16 protein-coding genes and 1 riboswitch are annotated in these 15,451 nt (G+C 69.9%); of the genes, 7 read left to right on the forward strand and 9 right to left on the reverse strand.

Going from position 1 to position 15,451, the window contains the following annotated elements; genetic code table 11:
* Nucleotides 1-173 precede the first annotated feature (173 nt).
* Nucleotides 174-1,691: an alkaline phosphatase family protein gene (locus ACIRGA_RS33575; RefSeq protein WP_400948925.1), complete on the reverse strand. Its 1,518-nt coding sequence runs from the start codon at nt 1,689-1,691 to the stop codon at nt 174-176.
* Nucleotides 1,692-1,850: 159 nt separating this feature from the next.
* On the opposite strand from ACIRGA_RS33575, the gene thiD reads away from it, so the two are divergent.
* Together thiD and ACIRGA_RS33585 are read left to right on the forward strand one after the other, a co-directional pair.
* Nucleotides 1,851-2,681, forward strand: coding sequence for a bifunctional hydroxymethylpyrimidine kinase/phosphomethylpyrimidine kinase (thiD, locus tag ACIRGA_RS33580; RefSeq protein WP_125683775.1), 831 nt, complete (start codon nt 1,851-1,853; stop codon nt 2,679-2,681).
* A 26-nt stretch (nt 2,682-2,707) separates the two neighbouring features.
* Nucleotides 2,708-3,505: an ion transporter gene (locus tag ACIRGA_RS33585; RefSeq protein ID WP_400948927.1), complete on the forward strand. Its 798-nt coding sequence runs from the start codon at nt 2,708-2,710 to the stop codon at nt 3,503-3,505.
* Here the strand turns inward: ACIRGA_RS33585 and ACIRGA_RS33590 are convergent.
* The 4 genes from ACIRGA_RS33590 to thiO form a co-directional block, all read right to left on the reverse strand.
* A complete protein-coding gene (locus ACIRGA_RS33590) occupies nt 3,483-3,917 on the reverse strand; it encodes a MarR family winged helix-turn-helix transcriptional regulator (protein ID WP_125782174.1) in 435 nt (144 codons plus the stop codon). The two genes, ACIRGA_RS33585 and ACIRGA_RS33590, sit on opposite strands and share 23 nt — an antisense overlap.
* 109 nt (nt 3,918-4,026) lie before the next feature.
* Nucleotides 4,027-4,785 (reverse strand): thiazole synthase, encoded by a 759-nt coding sequence (locus ACIRGA_RS33595; RefSeq protein ID WP_400948933.1) that lies wholly within the window; start codon nt 4,783-4,785, stop codon nt 4,027-4,029.
* 1 nt (nt 4,786) lies between these two features.
* Complete coding sequence (gene thiS, locus ACIRGA_RS33600) at nt 4,787-4,987, reverse strand: sulfur carrier protein ThiS (protein ID WP_240599400.1); 201 nt, start codon at nt 4,985-4,987, stop codon at nt 4,787-4,789.
* On the reverse strand, nt 4,987-6,060 hold the full coding sequence (gene thiO, locus ACIRGA_RS33605) for a glycine oxidase ThiO (RefSeq protein WP_400948937.1): 1,074 nt from the start codon (nt 6,058-6,060) through the stop codon (nt 4,987-4,989). Before thiO ends, thiS begins: the two co-directional genes overlap by 1 nt.
* Nucleotides 6,054-6,161, reverse strand: a riboswitch (TPP riboswitch). Its footprint overlaps the gene before it by 7 nt.
* A gap of 30 nt (nt 6,162-6,191) precedes the next feature.
* Between thiO and thiE the strand changes: the two genes are divergently transcribed.
* A complete protein-coding gene (thiE, locus tag ACIRGA_RS33610; protein WP_400948939.1) occupies nt 6,192-6,857 on the forward strand; it encodes a thiamine phosphate synthase in 666 nt (221 codons plus the stop codon).
* Between the two features lie 80 nt (nt 6,858-6,937).
* On the opposite strand, the gene ACIRGA_RS33615 is transcribed toward thiE, so the two are convergent.
* Nucleotides 6,938-7,651 (reverse strand): hypothetical protein, encoded by a 714-nt coding sequence (locus tag ACIRGA_RS33615; protein WP_400948942.1) that lies wholly within the window; start codon nt 7,649-7,651, stop codon nt 6,938-6,940.
* Between the two features lie 149 nt (nt 7,652-7,800).
* Between ACIRGA_RS33615 and ACIRGA_RS33620 the strand changes: the two genes are divergently transcribed.
* Nucleotides 7,801-8,739 (forward strand): threonine/serine dehydratase, encoded by a 939-nt coding sequence (locus ACIRGA_RS33620; RefSeq protein WP_400948945.1) that lies wholly within the window; start codon nt 7,801-7,803, stop codon nt 8,737-8,739.
* An 83-nt stretch (nt 8,740-8,822) separates the two neighbouring features.
* Here ACIRGA_RS33620 and ACIRGA_RS33625 read toward each other — a convergent pair whose 3' ends face one another.
* Nucleotides 8,823-10,289 carry an MFS transporter gene (locus ACIRGA_RS33625; protein WP_400948963.1) on the reverse strand — a complete coding sequence of 489 codons (1,467 nt, stop codon included), beginning with the start codon at nt 10,287-10,289 and terminating at the stop codon, nt 8,823-8,825.
* A gap of 250 nt (nt 10,290-10,539) precedes the next feature.
* Entirely contained in the window at nt 10,540-11,304 is a 765-nt protein-coding gene (locus ACIRGA_RS33630) for a GntR family transcriptional regulator (RefSeq protein WP_400948948.1), read from the reverse strand.
* A gap of 140 nt (nt 11,305-11,444) precedes the next feature.
* Between ACIRGA_RS33630 and ACIRGA_RS33635 the strand changes: the two genes are divergently transcribed.
* Nucleotides 11,445-12,488, forward strand: coding sequence for an SIS domain-containing protein (locus tag ACIRGA_RS33635; protein ID WP_400948951.1), 1,044 nt, complete (start codon nt 11,445-11,447; stop codon nt 12,486-12,488).
* A complete protein-coding gene (locus tag ACIRGA_RS33640; protein ID WP_400948954.1) occupies nt 12,485-13,435 on the forward strand; it encodes an N-acetylglucosamine kinase in 951 nt (316 codons plus the stop codon). Before ACIRGA_RS33635 ends, ACIRGA_RS33640 begins: the two co-directional genes overlap by 4 nt.
* A gap of 108 nt (nt 13,436-13,543) precedes the next feature.
* Here the strand turns inward: ACIRGA_RS33640 and ACIRGA_RS33645 are convergent, their stop codons facing one another.
* Nucleotides 13,544-14,227: a DUF3159 domain-containing protein gene (locus ACIRGA_RS33645; protein WP_400948957.1), complete on the reverse strand. Its 684-nt coding sequence runs from the start codon at nt 14,225-14,227 to the stop codon at nt 13,544-13,546.
* A 272-nt stretch (nt 14,228-14,499) separates the two neighbouring features.
* Between ACIRGA_RS33645 and ACIRGA_RS33650 the strand changes: the two genes are divergently transcribed.
* Complete coding sequence (locus tag ACIRGA_RS33650) at nt 14,500-15,339, forward strand: SGNH/GDSL hydrolase family protein (protein WP_400948960.1); 840 nt, start codon at nt 14,500-14,502, stop codon at nt 15,337-15,339.
* The last annotated feature ends 112 nt before the right edge of the window (nt 15,340-15,451 follow it).

The raw sequence follows: 15,451 nt of genomic DNA on the forward strand, positions 1-15,451 counted from the left end.
TTTCGGGTTCTAACCCGAAACGCCACTCACGACCCGAGCTTGACCAGGGCCGAAGGCTTCTTTCACCGCATTAGACGCGACGAAGGGAGCCTTCAGCCCATCATCGGCCCGCCCGAGAACACGCCACGTTTGACCTTCGGCTCAAATAACCGCCCCTACCACTCACGAGATCCCTACCGGGCGCTGAAGCGAGGAGCGTCCACCGCCCAGTACCAGTTGTTCCCCGCCGCGTAGAGGCGCCAGGTCAGCTTCACCGAACGAGCCCCCGCGGGCACCGCGACCGAGGCCGACGTCGGCGCGGCGAGCACGTCACCGCCCTTGTTCGCCGTCCCCGACTCGGGTCCGTAGGCCAGCACACTCCGTTCGGGCCCACCATCGAACGACGCCGTCAGCGCACCACGCTGCGTCCCGTCCTGCCGGTAGTGCGAGACGAACGAGACGTCCACTGTGGACTTCCCGGTGACATCCAGAGCCGGTGATACCAGCGAGGAATCGAAGGTCCCGCTCGACGAAGGCGAACCCTTGTCGTCCCACTCGTCCGGATCCGCGACCGCGAAGACACCGCGTGCCCGCGCGTTCGCCTCGCGCTGCTGGCCGGGGGCCGTGCGGGTCCAGAAGTCGTCGTTGGTGAAGGCCCAGCCCTGCCATTCCGTCACGCCGGCGGGCATCCCGGACGCGTTGCGCACGGTCCAACCACCCGGCGCGTCGTGCGTCCAGCCGAGGACACCGGACGGGACACCGGTTTCGTCCTGCCGGGGCTTCAGGGCGGCCGTGTCGAAGACATCGGAAGGCACGGCGCCGAGCGCGTAGCCGTCGTAGACCGCCGGGGCGGTGACGCCGAGGTGCCGCAACACGGTCGGCGCGATGTCGACGATCTTCGGTGCCACGGCGGGGGTTCCGGCCGGGACCGCGCCACCGGCGGCGATCACGAACGTCATCCGTTCCTCGGGGGTGTCGCCGCCGTGCCCGCCCGAGGGCGTGTGGCCGTGGTCGGTGGAGAGCATGATGAGCCAGTCTTCGTTCGCGCGGTCCGCGCGGGCGTCGACGGCGGCGAGCAACCTGCCGATCAGCCCGTCATCGGTGCGCAGGCCGGCTTCGTACTGCGTGGAATCGGCGCCGTGTTCGTGGCCGGCGGCATCCGTCTGTCCGAAGTAGACGAACGACGCGTCCGCCTTGTCCTGCTTGAGGTGTTTCTCCGCGTCGACGGCGACCTGCTCGTCCGTCTTCTCGTAGCCGGCGCTGTCACCGTTCAGGACGAACTTGCGATCCTGGCCGGTGCGCAGGATCTGGTCGCCGATCGGGGTCCAGTCGACGGCCGCGTAGGTGTCGAGCGCCGGGTTCGCGGTTTCGGCGCGGGCGAGCCAGCTCGGATGCGAGGCGAGGTCGTTGCCGGTGAAGGAGTTGTCCTTCACCTTGTGCTTGTCCGGCCAGACGCCGGTGAGGATCGTGGACCACCCGGGACCACTGACCGTCGGCGCCATCCCGCTGCCGTAGAGGGAACTGCGCGAGGAGTACCCGCGCCGCACGAGCGCGTGGACGTTCGGGGTGTCGGCGGCCAGCAGCTTGTCGAACCGGGCCCCGTCCAAGCCGATGACCAGCACCTTCGGCGTCTTGGCCGCGGCCGTGGCGACACCGGACGTCAGTCCGGCGACGGCCACCAGCGCCGTCAGGAGGGAAAGCGTTCTGCGCACGAAAGCCTCCGGATAACTTGTTCGAACCAATTCTCCGCCAAGTTAGTGCGCCGATCTGTCTTCCCGATGAAGGCAGCGTGCACTTCGGCCGACAGGCTTCGGCACGCTGCGAGTCATGCCCCCGGACGCGGCCGCCCCGAAAGCCGGGAAGATGGACCCATGAGCGAGAACCCGAGCCCGCCGTCGGCGCTGACCATCGCGGGGTCCGACTCCGGTGGCGCCGCCGGCCTCCAGGCGGACCTGCGCACCTTCCTCACCTGCGGGGTGCACGGCCTGGTCGCGGTCACCGCCGTGACCGTCCAGAACACCCTCGGCGTGCACGATCGCACCGACATCCCGGCGTCGATCGTCGCCGGCCAGATCGAGGCGGTCGCGGCCGACATGGGCGTCAACGCGGCCAAGACCGGCATGCTCGCCTCGGCCGAGATCATCCACGCCGTCGCCGCCGCCTGCGACAAGGCCGAGATCGGCCGCGACGCCAAGGTGCCGTTCGTGGTCGACCCGGTCGCGGCGTCCATGCACGGGCATCCGCTGTTCGACGAGGCCGGGCTGGTGGCGCTGCGCGACGAGCTCCTGCCGCGCGCGACCGTCCTCACGCCGAACCTCGACGAGGTCCGCCTGCTGACCGGGATGACCGTGACCACCCGCGAGCAGATGCACCAGGCGGCCGTCGTCCTGCACCGGCTCGGGCCGAAGTACGTGCTCGTGAAGAGCGGGCACCTCGTCTCCGACCCGGAATGCGTCGACGTGCTCTTCGACGGCTCGACGTTCGTCGAACTGCCGGGCGAGCGGTTCGCGACGCAGCACACGCACGGCGCCGGGGACACGATGGCGTCGGCGCTGACGGCCGGTCTCGCGAAGGGGATGTCCGTCGTGGAGGCCGCCCGCTACGGCAAGTGGTTCGTCTCACACGCGGTCGAAAACGCCTACCCGATGGGCGCGAAGGTCGGTCCGGTTTCGGCGTTCTGGCGGCTTGCGCCGGAGCACTGAGCACCCGTCCGGTTACGATCTGCGCCGTGACCGGACGCGAAACGGTGGCCAGGGTCGTCGAAGACCGCCGCTTCCAGAACTTCATCATCGCGGTGATCGTCTTCAACGCCGTCACCCTCGGCCTGGAGACCTCGACCAGAATGGTCGCCGAATACGGGTCGCTGCTGCACACGGTCGACTACATCGCGCTCGGGATCTTCGTCCTCGAACTGGGCGCGAAGCTCTACGCCTACCGCGCGAAGTTCTTCCGCGATCCGTGGAACGTCTTCGACCTGATCGTCGTCGGCATCGCGGTGATCCCCACGACCGGCCCGTTCGCGGTGCTGCGGGCGTTGCGGGTCCTGCGGGTGCTGCGGCTGATCTCGGTCGTGCCGTCGATGCGGAAGGTCGTCACCGGCCTGCTCGCGTCGATCCCCGGGATGGCTTCGATCGCCGCGCTCCTCGCGCTGATCATCTTCGTCGCGGGTGTGATGGCGACGAAGCTGTTCGGCGCGATCTCACCGGAGAACTTCGGCGACCTCGGCACTTCGCTGTTCACGCTGTTCCAGGTGATGACCGGCGAGGCCTGGCCGGACATCGCGAAGGAGATCATGAAGGAAGCACCCATGGCCTGGGTGTTCTTCGTGGTCTACATCCTCGTGTCCAGCTTCGCGGTGCTGAACCTCTTCATCGCCGTGGTGGTCAGCGGGATGGAGGACGAGCTTCGCCAGGACATCCGTGAGGAAGAGGCGAAGCAGGCCGAAACCCAGGCTCAGGCGAACAAAGAGATCCTCGACGAGCTTCGCGCTCTTCGCGCCGAAGTCAGCGCTCTTCGTCGGCAATAAGCGCTTCGAGCGCGGGGAGAGCCGCCGCCAAGGCCGCCTGGTGCTCCGGAGTCAGCCGTTCGAGGCGTTTGCCGAGTTCGTTCACCCGCGTCGACCGGACGCCGGAAACCAGCCTCTCGCCTTCTTCGGTGGCCTCCGCGAGCCAGGCACGCCTGTCGATCGGGTCCGACTCACGGCTGACGTAGCCCGCTTCGACCAGCGAAGCGACGATCCTCGACATGGTGGCCGCGGCGACGCCTTCCTTCGCCGCGAGATCACCCAGACGGAGCTGCCCGTAGTTCACGAGCGTGGCGAGCGCCGAGATCGCGCCGTGGCCGGGGCCGGGCACACCCGCCTGGCGCAGCGACCGGGACAGCCTGCCCACCGCCAGGAACAACCTGCCTGAAACGTCCTGGACCGCTGACGTGGTCACCACTGGCTCCTCTGGGTACACGGTGGCGGGTGCGCCTCCGGAAAGTGCCGTCAACCATACGGGCTGCCGGGGTGCACGCGGTGTCAAGGCCGTGAACCGTACAAAAGGGTTATCGAGGAGGGCTGGAGGCGTGCGCCCAGAACCGCTGCGGGATCCGCCCCGCACCGGCGGCCAGCCGGCCCGCGGTGACGGCGGCCCGCATCGCCGAAGCCATCCGTTCGGGGTCCGCGGCCCTGGTCACGGCGGTGGAGAGCAGGACGGCGTCGCAGCCGAGCTCCATCGCCAGCGTCGCGTCGGAAGCCGTGCCGATCCCGGCGTCGAGGATCACCGGGACCCCCGCGCGCGACACGATCAGCTCGATGTTGTGCGGGTTCCGGATGCCGAGACCGGTGCCGATGGGCGCGCCGAGCGGCATCACCGCCGCACAGCCCGCCTCCTCCAGCCGCAGCGCCAGCACCGGGTCGTCGTTCGTGTACGCGAGCACGGTGAAGCCGTCCGCGGCGAGCTGTTCGGCCGCTTCGAGGGTCTCGAACGGATCCGGCAGCAGCGTGCGGTCGTCGGCGTGGACCTCCAGCTTGACGAGGTCGGTTTCGAGCGCTTCACGGGCGAGCTGCGCGGTGAGGACGGCTTCGGCGGCCGTCCGGCAGCCGGCGGTGTTGGGCAGCAGGCGGATGCCGAGCCGCCGAAGCAGCTCGAGGACACCGGAGCCGCCTTCGGCGTCGGCCTTGCGCATCGCGACGGTGGTCAGTTCCGTGCCGGACGCCACCAGCGCGCGTTCCAGCACGGCGAGGTTTCCCGCGCCGCCGGTGCCGATGATCAGCCGCGACGAGAGCTTGTGCTCGCCGATGACGAGGTCGTCACCAGTCATGTCAGCCTCCTTGCACAGCGGTGAGGATGTCGACGCTGGCGCCCTTGCGCACCACCGATTCCGGCCATTCGCCGCGCCGGACGACCACGCCGTCCACCGCGACCGCGACCCCCTGGGTCGCCGTGCCCAGCGCCTCCAGCACACCCTCGACGGTGGTGCCGTCGGGGAATTCGCGCCACTGGCCGTTGACCTGGATCTCCATCACACCCGCTCCTCGCTTCGCCGCGACGGCGTGGCCGCCGCGACCTCGTCCGGCAACGCCCCGCCGTCCAGCCAGGCGACCGCGGCGTCCGCGGTGACCGGGGCCATCAGGAGACCGTTGCGATGGTGGCCTGTCGCGGCGAACACGCCTTCGCCCAGCTCACCGATGAAGGGCATCGTGTCGACGCTCGCCGCGCGAAGCCCGGCGGCGGTCTCGACGAGTTCGTATTCGGTCAGGCCCGGGAAGACGCGCTCCGCGCCTTCGAGCAGCTCACGGACGCCTCGGACGGTGACGGTCTCGTCGAAACCGGCCTCGTACTGGGTCGCGCCGAGCACGAGCTGACCGTCGTCACGGGGGACGAGGTAGATCGGGCGGCCTTCGACCATCGCGCGGACGGTCCTCTTCGGCGGCGGCAGGCAACCCCGACGCGGCCGAAGGCGCAGGATCTCACCCTTGAGCGGGCGGACGGCGCCGTCGAGCGCGGGGTGCAGGCGACCGGTCCAGGCGCCCGCGGCGAGGACGACGTCGCCTTCCAACCGGCCGAGCTCGGTGACCGTCTCGTGCCGGAACTCGACACCGTGCCTTCCGCAGGCGTGCTTGAGCGCGTGCAGCAGCCTTCTGTTGTCCACGGCCAGATCCCCGGGCACCAGAAGTCCACTTCGGACGGATCCGGCCAGGCCCGGCTCGGCGCGGCGGGCTTCGCGGCCGGTCAGCTGCTCGACCTCGCGGCCCAGTTCGGTGAGATACGCGGCGAGCATTTCAAGGTTGCCCGCGTCGGCGCTGTCCAGCGCGACGACGAGCGTGCCGTGCGGCGAAAGCCCCGGATCGATGCCCTCTTCGCCCAGGTCACGGGCGAAATCCGGCCAGCGCCGCAATGACGCTTCGCCGAGGGCGAGGACGTCCTCCTCGCCGGGCCAGGCCTCGGTGACCGGGGCGAGCATGCCGCCCGCGAGCCACGACGCGCCGCGCCCCGGCTCGGGGTCGTACACGGTGACGCGATGGCCGCGCGCGGACGCGCGCCAAGCGACCGAGAGGCCGATGACCCCGCCGCCGACAACCGAAAGTTCTCTCATGAGATCACGCTCCCTGCGCCGGCATGACCCGGATCAGGTTCCACGGTCGGAGCGGTCTCGGCTCCCTCTCAGCCCGTCCTCGGGCTCCCGTGCGGACCACCCCACCGTAGCGCGCGAGTACCGTCGCCGCCATGCCCACCCTGTCTGGTTCGCTGATCCGCGCCCGGCTCGCGGACGCCCGCCTGTACCTCTGCACCGACGCCCGCCGCGACCGCGGCGATCTCGCCGAATTCGCCGACGCGGCGCTGGCGGGCGGGGTCGACATCATCCAGCTGAGGGACAAGACCGGCGGTGCGCCGATCGAGGCGAAACACGAGATCGCCGCCCTGGAAGTGCTGGCCGAGGCGTGCGAAAAACACGACAAGCTGCTGGCGGTGAACGATCGGGCGGACGTCGCGCTCGGCGTCGGCGCGCACGTGCTGCACCTGGGCCAGGACGACATCCCGGTGTCGCTGGCACGCCGCGTGCTGGGCGACGACGTGGTGATCGGCCGGTCCACCCATTCGGCCGAACAGGCCGCGGCCGCCGCCGGCGAGCCCGGCGTGGACTACTTCTGCACCGGCCCGTGCTGGCCGACCCCGACGAAGCCGGGCCGGACCGCGCCCGGCCTCGACCTGGTGCGTTCGACGGCCGCGTCCGGGACGACCCGGCCGTGGTTCGCGATCGGCGGGATCGACACCGAGCGGCTGCCCGAGGTGCTGGCCGCGGGGGCGTCGCGGATCGTCGTCGTCCGCGCGATCACCGAGGCCGAAGACCCCGAAGCGGCCGCTCGCACGCTCCGCTCCGCCCTCGCCTGATCCCCACGCGTTTCGTCCTCTGAATGCGGTAGTTCGTATCGCCGACTACCGCGTTCAGAGGACGAAATGCGGGGAAGGGGTCAGGGCACTGGGGTGTTCGAGGCGGGAGGAGCGGACGGCGTCGTCGGGGGTGCCTGGGAGGTCGAAGGCGTCGTGGACGGCGCGGTCGGCGTCGTCGGCGGTGCCTGCGTAGTGGTGGGAGTCGTGGACGGTGTCGGCGTGTTCGACGGAGTCGTCTCGGGCTTGTCGTCCTTCGTTTCCGAAGGGGCGGTCGACGGCGGAGTGTCGTGTTTGTCCTGCCGTTCCTGGGCCTGTCCGCCGCCGATGATCTTCCCTATGGTCGTCCCGGTCCCACCGCCGAAGGTCTTCCCGGTCGCCCCCTCGAACCCGGTGATCGCGACGAGCGCCACCGCGAACGCCACCACGCTGACCCCGGCGATCACCGCCCAGCGCGGCTTGAACTTCCGCGCCGGCGTTTCCTCTTCGTCCTCGGACGGTTTCAACCGGACGGTCTCCTGCTCGCCGGGGTCGAGCACCCGGCGACGCGCCGGTACGGTCAGCACCACTCGCGCCTTCAGCGCCGCGTCCTTCGTCCGTTGAAGCGAACGCAGGTACAGCTCGCCGCCGAGCGTCGTGATCACACTCGCCAGCCCGGCGCCGGCCACCGTTCCGGCCACGCCGAGCGTGGAACCCAGCAACGCCGCGGTGATCGCGGCCATCGCGGCCGCCGTCACCTGGATGATCCGGCCCTGCTTTTCCGTCTTTTCGGTTTTCTCCGAGCTCTCCTTGGTCATGATCCCGTTCTGCAACTAGTCGGTCTTCACCGGTCCCAACGAATAAGGCGCACGGGATGCTCCCTTCGTTGTCCGCACGTGAGGAGCGCCACGCTATCTGTCCAAAAAGGACTGTCCACGGTTCACAATTCCTTGACATAATCCGTCAGATGAACCTGGTTTCGATCGAGGAGATCCGCGACGCGGCGAGCCGCGTCAAAGGCGTCGCGGTGCGCACACCGCTACTGGCACAAGGGTGGGCGCCGTTGTGGCTCAAACCGGAAAGCCTTCAGCCGATCGGCGCTTTCAAGGTGCGCGGGGCCTACAACGCGATCGCCGCCCTGACCGAAGATCAACGCGCTCGCGGCGTCGTCGCGTTTTCCAGCGGCAACCACGCGCAAGCGGTCGCCTACTCCGCGAAGCGATTCGGAATCCACGCGGTGATCCTCATTCCGGACGTCGCCCCGCGCGCCAAGATCGAAGCCACCAAGGCGCTCGGCGCCGAAGTCATCGAGGTCCCGATCGACGCCCAGGAGTCCTCCGCGCTCGCCGTCGCCGGGGAACGGGGGCTCACCATGATCCCGCCGTTCGACCACCGTGACGTCATCGCCGGGCAGGGCACCGTCGGCCTGGAGATCGCCGAAGACCTGCCGGACGCCGACGTCGTCCTCGTCCCGCTCAGCGGCGGCGGGCTGGCCTCGGGCGTCGGCACGGCGATCAAGGCGCTGCTGCCCGGCGCGAAGGTCATCGGCGTCGAGCCGGAGCTGGCGGCCGACACCGCCGAGGGCCTGCGCGCCGGCAAGCGGATCGAGTGGCCGATGGAGCTGCGGGCGCGCACCAGCGCCGACGGCCTGCGCGCCCAGCCGTCGGACCTCACCTTCGCCCATCTCCAGTCGGTGCTCGACGACGTCGTCACCGTTTCGGAGGAGGAGATCCGGGAGGCCGTCCGGACGCTGGCGCACCGCGCCCGTCTGGTCGCCGAGCCGAGCGGTGCCACCGCGACCGCCGCGTTTCTTTCCCACCGGGACGCCCTGCCGCCGGGCAAGGTCGTTTCGGTCGTTTCAGGCGGGAACCTGGACCCGGCGACGCTGGCCACCCTGCTCGCGTAACTCGCGTGTCTGGAACCGTAACTCGCGTGATCGAAGGCGTAACTCATGAGTTACGGCTCTGATCACGTGAGTTACGTCTTCGATCACGCGTGTCCCGCGGGGCGGACGTGCGTCGGGGGCGAGTCGACCCCGCAATGGAGACATTCACCCGGATGCGGTGATTCCTCGGCATCCTCGCCGGAAGGGGTGTCGAGGACGCCGTTGTGGATTCCGAGCGCGATCAGGCCGCCCCCGATCGCCAGCGCCGCGCACACCAGCAACGCCGTCCGCCAGCCGGCGGTCAACGCGACCGGGTCGGTGTAGGCGGCGCCGGACAGTCCGGCGACGGCGGGCAGCACGGCGATCGCGAGCAGGCCGCCGGACCGGGCGATGGCGTTGTTGACCCCGGAGGCGACGCCGGCGTACCGGTCCGGCGCGGCGGCCAGCACGGTCGCGGTCACCGGCGCGACGACCGTCGCCAGCCCGGCGCCGAACACGACGACGGCGGGCAGCACCGAACCCAGGTACGAAGATCCCGGCCCGACGCGCATCAGCAGGAGCATGCCCACGCCGACCAGGATCGGGCCGGCGACCAGTTGCGTGCGCGGCCCGATCTTCTGCGCGAGCGCGCCCGACCGGCCGGAGAACAGCAGCATGATGACGGTGATCGGCAGCCCGGCGAGCCCGGCCGCGGTCGGCGAATAGCCGAGCGACACCTGAAGCTGCATGACCATCAGCATCATCACGCCGCCGAGCGCCGCGTAGACGACGAAGGTCAGCGCGTTGGCGAGGCTGAAGGTCCGGTCGCGGAACAGTTTCGGCGGCACCAGCGGATCGGCGGAGCGGTGCTGGATCACCAGGAACGCCGACAGCCCCGCCACGCCGAGCACGATGGCCACCAGGACGACGGCGTCACCGATACCGCGTCCGGGTGCCTCCACCAGCGCGCCGGTGAGCCCGGCGAGACCGATCGCGCCGACGGCGGCGGCGAGGAAGTCGGGATGCCCGGTCGCCTCCTCGTCGCGGGACTCGGGCACGTAGCGCCGGGCGAGCAGGACGCAGACGGCGGCCAGCGGCAGGTTGATCAGGAACGCCAGCCGCCACGACCACACCTGCACGAGGACGCCGCCGAGCAGCGGGCCGATCGCCGCCGCGATACCGCCGAGCCCGGACCAGGCGCCGATCGCGCGGGCCCGGTCTTCGTGGGCGAAGGACGCTTGAAGGATCGCGAGGGAGCCCGGTGTGAGCAAAGCTCCCCCGATCCCTTGGAGGATCCGGGTCGCGACGAGCATCTCGGTCGTCGTCGCGGCGGCGCACAGCCCGGAGGCGACGCCGAACCAGACGACGCCGACGAGGAACATGCGGCGGCGGCCGTAGCGGTCCCCGAGCGATCCGGCGACGAGGATCAGCGCGGCGAGCGCGAGCAGGTAGCCGTCGAGGATCCATTGAAGGCCCGCGACGGACGCTTTGAGTTCTTCGCCGATCCTCGGGAGCGCGACGTTGATGATCGTCCCGTCGAGCATCGCCATACCCGAGCCGACGATGGTCGTGGCGAGCACACCACGCCCCACCGACGTCCCCCACCGAATCCCCGCCGCCACGTCACTCACCCCCCGACTGAATCACGCCACACACCCCACAGCCACCACAACGCCAGAATTACCTGACCAATCAGATAAAAGGCGACCAAACAAACGGAACCGGGAGACCTGACTCCCGCCGCGCGCCAGCGCGAAGGAGAGTCCGCACAGGCGCGCCCTCTTTTGGCCGAAGGCCACGGAAACCTTTTGCAGGGCGCCCGCGCCCTGCGAAAGGTTTGCGTCAGCGCGCCTCAGGCAACAGCGTGGTGACGAACTTGTAACGGTCACCCCGATAGATCGCCCTGGCGAACTCGACCGGTTTTCCGTCGGTGGCGAAGGAATGCCTCGAAAGGAGCAACATCGGCATTCCGACGTCGGCGCCGAGCATCTCCGCCTCATGGGGGCCGGCGAGAGCGGTTTCGATCGTTTCCTCGGCCCTTTCCAGCTCGACGCCGTAGTGCTCCCTCAGCACGGCATACAGGGAGCCACCTGCGGAAACGTGTTTGCGCAGACCGCGGAACCGGCCGAGCGGGAGATGCGTGGTCTCGAGTGCCATCGGCTGCGAATCGGCGAGCCGGAGACGGCGAAGGCGAAGGATCTTCGCGCCCACCCGGATTCCGAGCAGTTTCGCCAGATCGGCTTCGACCGGCAGTTCGTCGATCTCCAGGAGCTTGGACGAAGGCTTGAGGCCCTGCTTGCGCATGTCCTCGGTGTAGGACGACAACTGCAGGCGTTGCGCGAGTTTCGGCTCGGCGGCGAAGGTGCCCTTGCCCTGCACGCGGTGGAGCCTGCCCTCGGCGGTGAGGTCGGCGAGCGCCTGCCGGACCGTGGTGCGCGAAACGGTGAATTCCCCCGCCAGTGCCCGTTCCGTCGGAATCGGCGAGCCGGGGGGCAACGCGTCGAGCAGATCGAGCAGATGCTGTTTCAGCGCCCAGTACTTCGGTTCGCGCTGGCCGCGCATCCCTGGCGTAGCGCCCGCCTCACTCGCGGTGGTTGTCTCCAACATGACCGACTCCCTAAGCCTTCCCACTCGAACGCGCACCGTCCCCGCTAGGAAACGTACCCTTCACCACAAACGTCCATTCGGGCTAGCATTGGTCTAGACCTACTCGGGGGACGAAGTACGTCCCGGTCGAAGGGAACGAGATGACCGAACAGCGCCCCGGCGAGCACATGGCCGCGGAGATCTCCCAGCAACCCGCCATTCTGGCAGGAATCGTGGAGCGACAGGCCGAAATCGCCGAGGTGGCCGAAGCCATCTCCAAGCGCCCGCCCAGGTTCGCACTGCTCGCCGCCCGGGGCTCCAGCGACCACGCCGCCCTGTATGCGAAGTACCTGATCGAAGTACTCCTCGGTCTCCCCTGCGGTCTCGTCTCACCCTCCACCGCGACTTTGTACGGCGCCCGTCCCGATCTGCGGGACGTTCTCTTCATCACAGTAAGCCAAAGCGGCGGTTCCCCGGATCTCATCGAGGTCACCGAAACCGCGCGTCGCCAGGGAGCGCTGACCGTCTCGGTCACCAACACCCCCGAATCGCCGCTGCGCGCCGCCGCCGAACTCGGTGTCGACATCGGCGCGGGGCTGGAAAAAGCGGTGGCCGCCACCAAGACCTACTCGGCCACCTTGCTTTCGCTTTACCTTCTGATCGACGCGGTCCGCGGCGGCAAGGGCGAGGACGCGGAAAAACTCGGCGAATTGGCCCAGGCCACCCTCGACGGCTCCGAAGAAGGCGTGCAGCGCGCGGTGGACCGTTACCGCTTCGTCGACCGGGTGCTCACCACCGGCCGCGGCTACTCCTACGCCACGGCGCTGGAAGGTTCCTTGAAACTGGCGGAAACCAGCTACCTCGCGGCCCGCGCGTACAGCGGCGCGGACCTGTTGCACGGCCCGGTCGCCGCGGTCGACGGCGAAACCGCCGTGCTCGCCGTGACTAGCCAGGGACACGGAGTGGGCGCGATGCAGGAGGTCCTCGAGGCCGTCGGCAAACGCGGCGCGGACGTGCTCGCGGTCGGCTCCGCTTCGGCCGACGTCCCCGCGGCGCTGCGGATCGGCGTCGCGCCGTCCGCCGAAGAGGTCGCCCCGATCCTGGAGATCCTGCCCATTCAGCGGATCGCGCTCGGCCTTTCGCTGGCGCGCGGCGGTGACCCGGACAGCCCGCGCGGGCTGCTCAAGGTGACCAAGACCCGGTGACCCACGTCGTAGGTGTGGACGCCGGAGGCACGTCGACGCGAGCGATCGCCGTCGACGCCTCCGGCGCCGTCCTCGGCACCGGGCGCGCGGACGGGGCCAATCCCAACTCCCATCCGCCGCACGTGGCCGCGGCGCGGATCGCGAGCGCGATCACCGGCGCGCTGGGCGGACTCGACCCGGCCGCGACGGCGGCGTGCGTCGTCGGCATGGCGGGCGTCAGCAAACTGAGCGATCCGTCGATCGCGGAGATCTTCGAAACCGCTTGGAAGGGCGCGGGGATCGGTCCGGTGCGGACGGTCCCCGACCCGGAGGTCGCCTACGCGTCGGCGACTTCCGCGCCGGACGGTTCGGTACTCGTGGCGGGCACCGGGTCGATCGCCGGCCGGATCCGCGGCAGGCGAATGGTCTCCACCGTCGGCGGCTACGGCTGGTTGCTCGGTGACGAAGGCTCGGCGTACTGGCTCGGCCGTGAAGCCGTTCGCTCCACTTTGGATGTTCTGGGCCGCGGCGGCGAACCCGGCCCGCTCGCCCTCGCCGTGCTCACCGAAGCGCTCGGACCGTCCGCAGTGGACCCCGGGAGCGACCGGGGCCCGCTCTGGCGCGCGCTCGTCACGAGCGCCAATTCCGAAGCGCCGATCCGGCTCGCCAGGTTCGCCCCGTTCGTCAGCGAGGCCTACCGCGAAGGCGACCCGGCGGCGGACGAGATCACGACCCGCGCGGCCGAACTTCTGGTGACGAACGTCATGACCGCCAGGGATCCCGGGGAGACCACGCCGATCGTCCTGGTGGGCGGCGTCTTGTCGCCGGAGGGCCCGGTGGGGGTGAAAGTCCGCGCCGGATTGGCCGGGCTCGAGGTCCTGACCAGCACCGACGGGGTGCTCGGTGCCGCATGGCTGGCCGCCGTCGACGCCTACGGGGAAGGGGCGCCCCGGCCGGTGCCATCCTGAAAAAACACCCGAAACAAGCCCGAAAAGACCAAACCATCGACTCCGGGGCCGAACTCCGGGTACCGTAGGACCCGGCCCCCGGACCCTCCCCCCTCGCCGGGGGCCGCCTTATGTCCTGGGCAGCCCATCGGGCTCGGAATCCGAGGGATCCCCGTTCTCCTCCACCACCCGCAGGCCGGGATGTTCCGGCGGCAGTGTGCGGTACAGCACCCAGCCGCTCACGGCGACCGTCACAGCGACCAGCGGCCAGGACAACAGCGTCCGCGCGATGCCGAGCGCGACCACCTGCCCGCTCCACCACAGCGAGCCGTAAACGACGACCCGCAAGGTGTACTGCAGGAAGACCCACACCCAGCTCGCCCGCGAATACGCGCGCAGCAGCGCGGGATCGCGGCGCCAGCGGGTCTTCTGCCCGATCACGAGCCCGACCACGACGCCGAGCAGCGGCCACCGGACCACGATGCTCGCCGCCCACAGCAGCGCGCTGGCCACATTGGACAGCAGCTGGATGAGGAAGAAGTCTTCGGCGCGGCCGGTGTGCAGGGCGATCAGCGCGGCGGCGATCACCGCGGCGAGGCTCACCACGACCGCGCGCGCCTTGTCGCCCCGCGCGACCCGGTACGCGCCGAGCAGCACCGCCACCCCGATGGCCGCCCCGGCGCCCCAGGCGATCGACTGACCGGCGATCAGCCAGCCGAGGACGAAGGCCGCGGGCGGGATGCTCGCGTCGATGGCGCCACGCCGCCCGCCGAGGATCTGGGCGAGCGACTCGCGCGAGGGTCGTGAGGTCACCCTTACAGCCTGCCGGATCTCTGAGCCCGAACACCCGGGCGGGGAGACGTTCGCCACATACAGTGTCCGTTTTACGCCTGCTTGAGATGAATCTCCGCAGCCCAGGAGTGTACATCCCGGTAATGGGGATGCATGGACGTCCGACAAAATAAGAGACTGTGTCAACGGGCTGAACCATGGGTTTCGGCCAGGTGGGATTGCAGGGGCGCTCTCAGCTGTTAGTTGTGGTGTACAAGTACCACCGGGGGCACACGGACGGAAGGGGACCCAACGTGTACGGATTCGACAGCTACGTGGCGATAGGTGACAGCTTCACCGAAGGACTCAACGACGACTTGCCCGACGGCACCTTCAGGGGCTGGGCGGACAGGCTGGCGGAGATCCTCGCCGAAGGCAGGCCCGACTTCCAGTACGCGAACCTCGCCCTCCGCGGGAAGATGCTCGACGAGATCCTCGAAGAGCAGCTGCCCATCGCCCTCGCGGTGAAGCCCGACCTGGTCACCCTGTGCGCGGGCGGTAACGACATCATCGTGCCCGGCGCGGACGTGGACGCCGTCGCCGCGCGGCTGGAGGCGGGGGTCGCCAAGCTGCGCGAGGCCGGGATCCCGGTGCTCATCTTCAACGGGCCGGACACCAAGTACCTGTCCGTGATGCACGTCCTGCGGGGGAAGGTCGGCATCTACAACGCGCATCTGTGGGCGATCGCCGACCGGCACGGCGCCAAGATGGTCGACATGTGGGCGATGGCCCCGCTGCACGACCGCCGCGCCTGGAGCGACGACCGGCTGCACTTCACCCCCGAGGCCCACCGGCGGATCGCGCTGCGCGCGGCCGAGGTCCTCGGCGTCCCGGTCGCCGACGACTGGCGTGAGCCGTGGCCGGCGTCCGAGGAGCCGCACACCTGGATCACGTCACGCCGCTCGGACATCGAGTGGACGAAGGCGCACCTGCTGCCCTGGATCCGGCGTCAGCTCAAGGGCGAGTCCATGGGCGACGGGTTGTCCCCGAAGCGCCCCGAACTCGCGCCGCTGCTCCCGCTGGAGCAGATCGAGACGACGGGCGTCACCCTGCCGGCCAAGGATCTGCGGGAGATCCACCACCACGCGAGCTGAGCCTCGGACGCGCTTCGGTACAGGTGGTGGGGGGGGGGGGGGGGGGGGGGGGGGGGGGGGGGGGGCGGCCCCCCCCCCCCCCCCCCCCCCCCCCCCCCGCCGCGGGGGCCCC

Origin of the sequence: Amycolatopsis sp. NPDC102389 (assembly GCF_044765885.1) — a bacterium.
Taxonomy (GTDB): domain Bacteria; phylum Actinomycetota; class Actinomycetes; order Mycobacteriales; family Pseudonocardiaceae; genus Amycolatopsis.

What these genes read in the sequence shown, in the direction of transcription:
- thiD (WP_125683775.1), top strand. Translation starts at nt 1,851, where the DNA reads ATGAGCGAGAACCCGAGCCCGCCGTCGGCGCTGACCATCGCGGGGTCC.
- ACIRGA_RS33595 (WP_400948933.1), bottom strand. Translation starts at nt 4,785, where the DNA reads ATGACTGGTGACGACCTCGTCATCGGCGAGCACAAGCTCTCGTCGCGG.
- thiS (WP_240599400.1), bottom strand. Translation starts at nt 4,987, where the DNA reads ATGGAGATCCAGGTCAACGGCCAGTGGCGCGAATTCCCCGACGGCACC.
- thiO (WP_400948937.1), bottom strand. Translation starts at nt 6,060, where the DNA reads ATGAGAGAACTTTCGGTTGTCGGCGGCGGGGTCATCGGCCTCTCGGTC.
- thiE (WP_400948939.1), top strand. Translation starts at nt 6,192, where the DNA reads ATGCCCACCCTGTCTGGTTCGCTGATCCGCGCCCGGCTCGCGGACGCC.
- ACIRGA_RS33615 (WP_400948942.1), bottom strand. Translation starts at nt 7,651, where the DNA reads ATGACCAAGGAGAGCTCGGAGAAAACCGAAAAGACGGAAAAGCAGGGC.
- ACIRGA_RS33620 (WP_400948945.1), top strand. Translation starts at nt 7,801, where the DNA reads ATGAACCTGGTTTCGATCGAGGAGATCCGCGACGCGGCGAGCCGCGTC.
- ACIRGA_RS33630 (WP_400948948.1), bottom strand. Translation starts at nt 11,304, where the DNA reads ATGTTGGAGACAACCACCGCGAGTGAGGCGGGCGCTACGCCAGGGATG.
- ACIRGA_RS33635 (WP_400948951.1), top strand. Translation starts at nt 11,445, where the DNA reads ATGACCGAACAGCGCCCCGGCGAGCACATGGCCGCGGAGATCTCCCAG.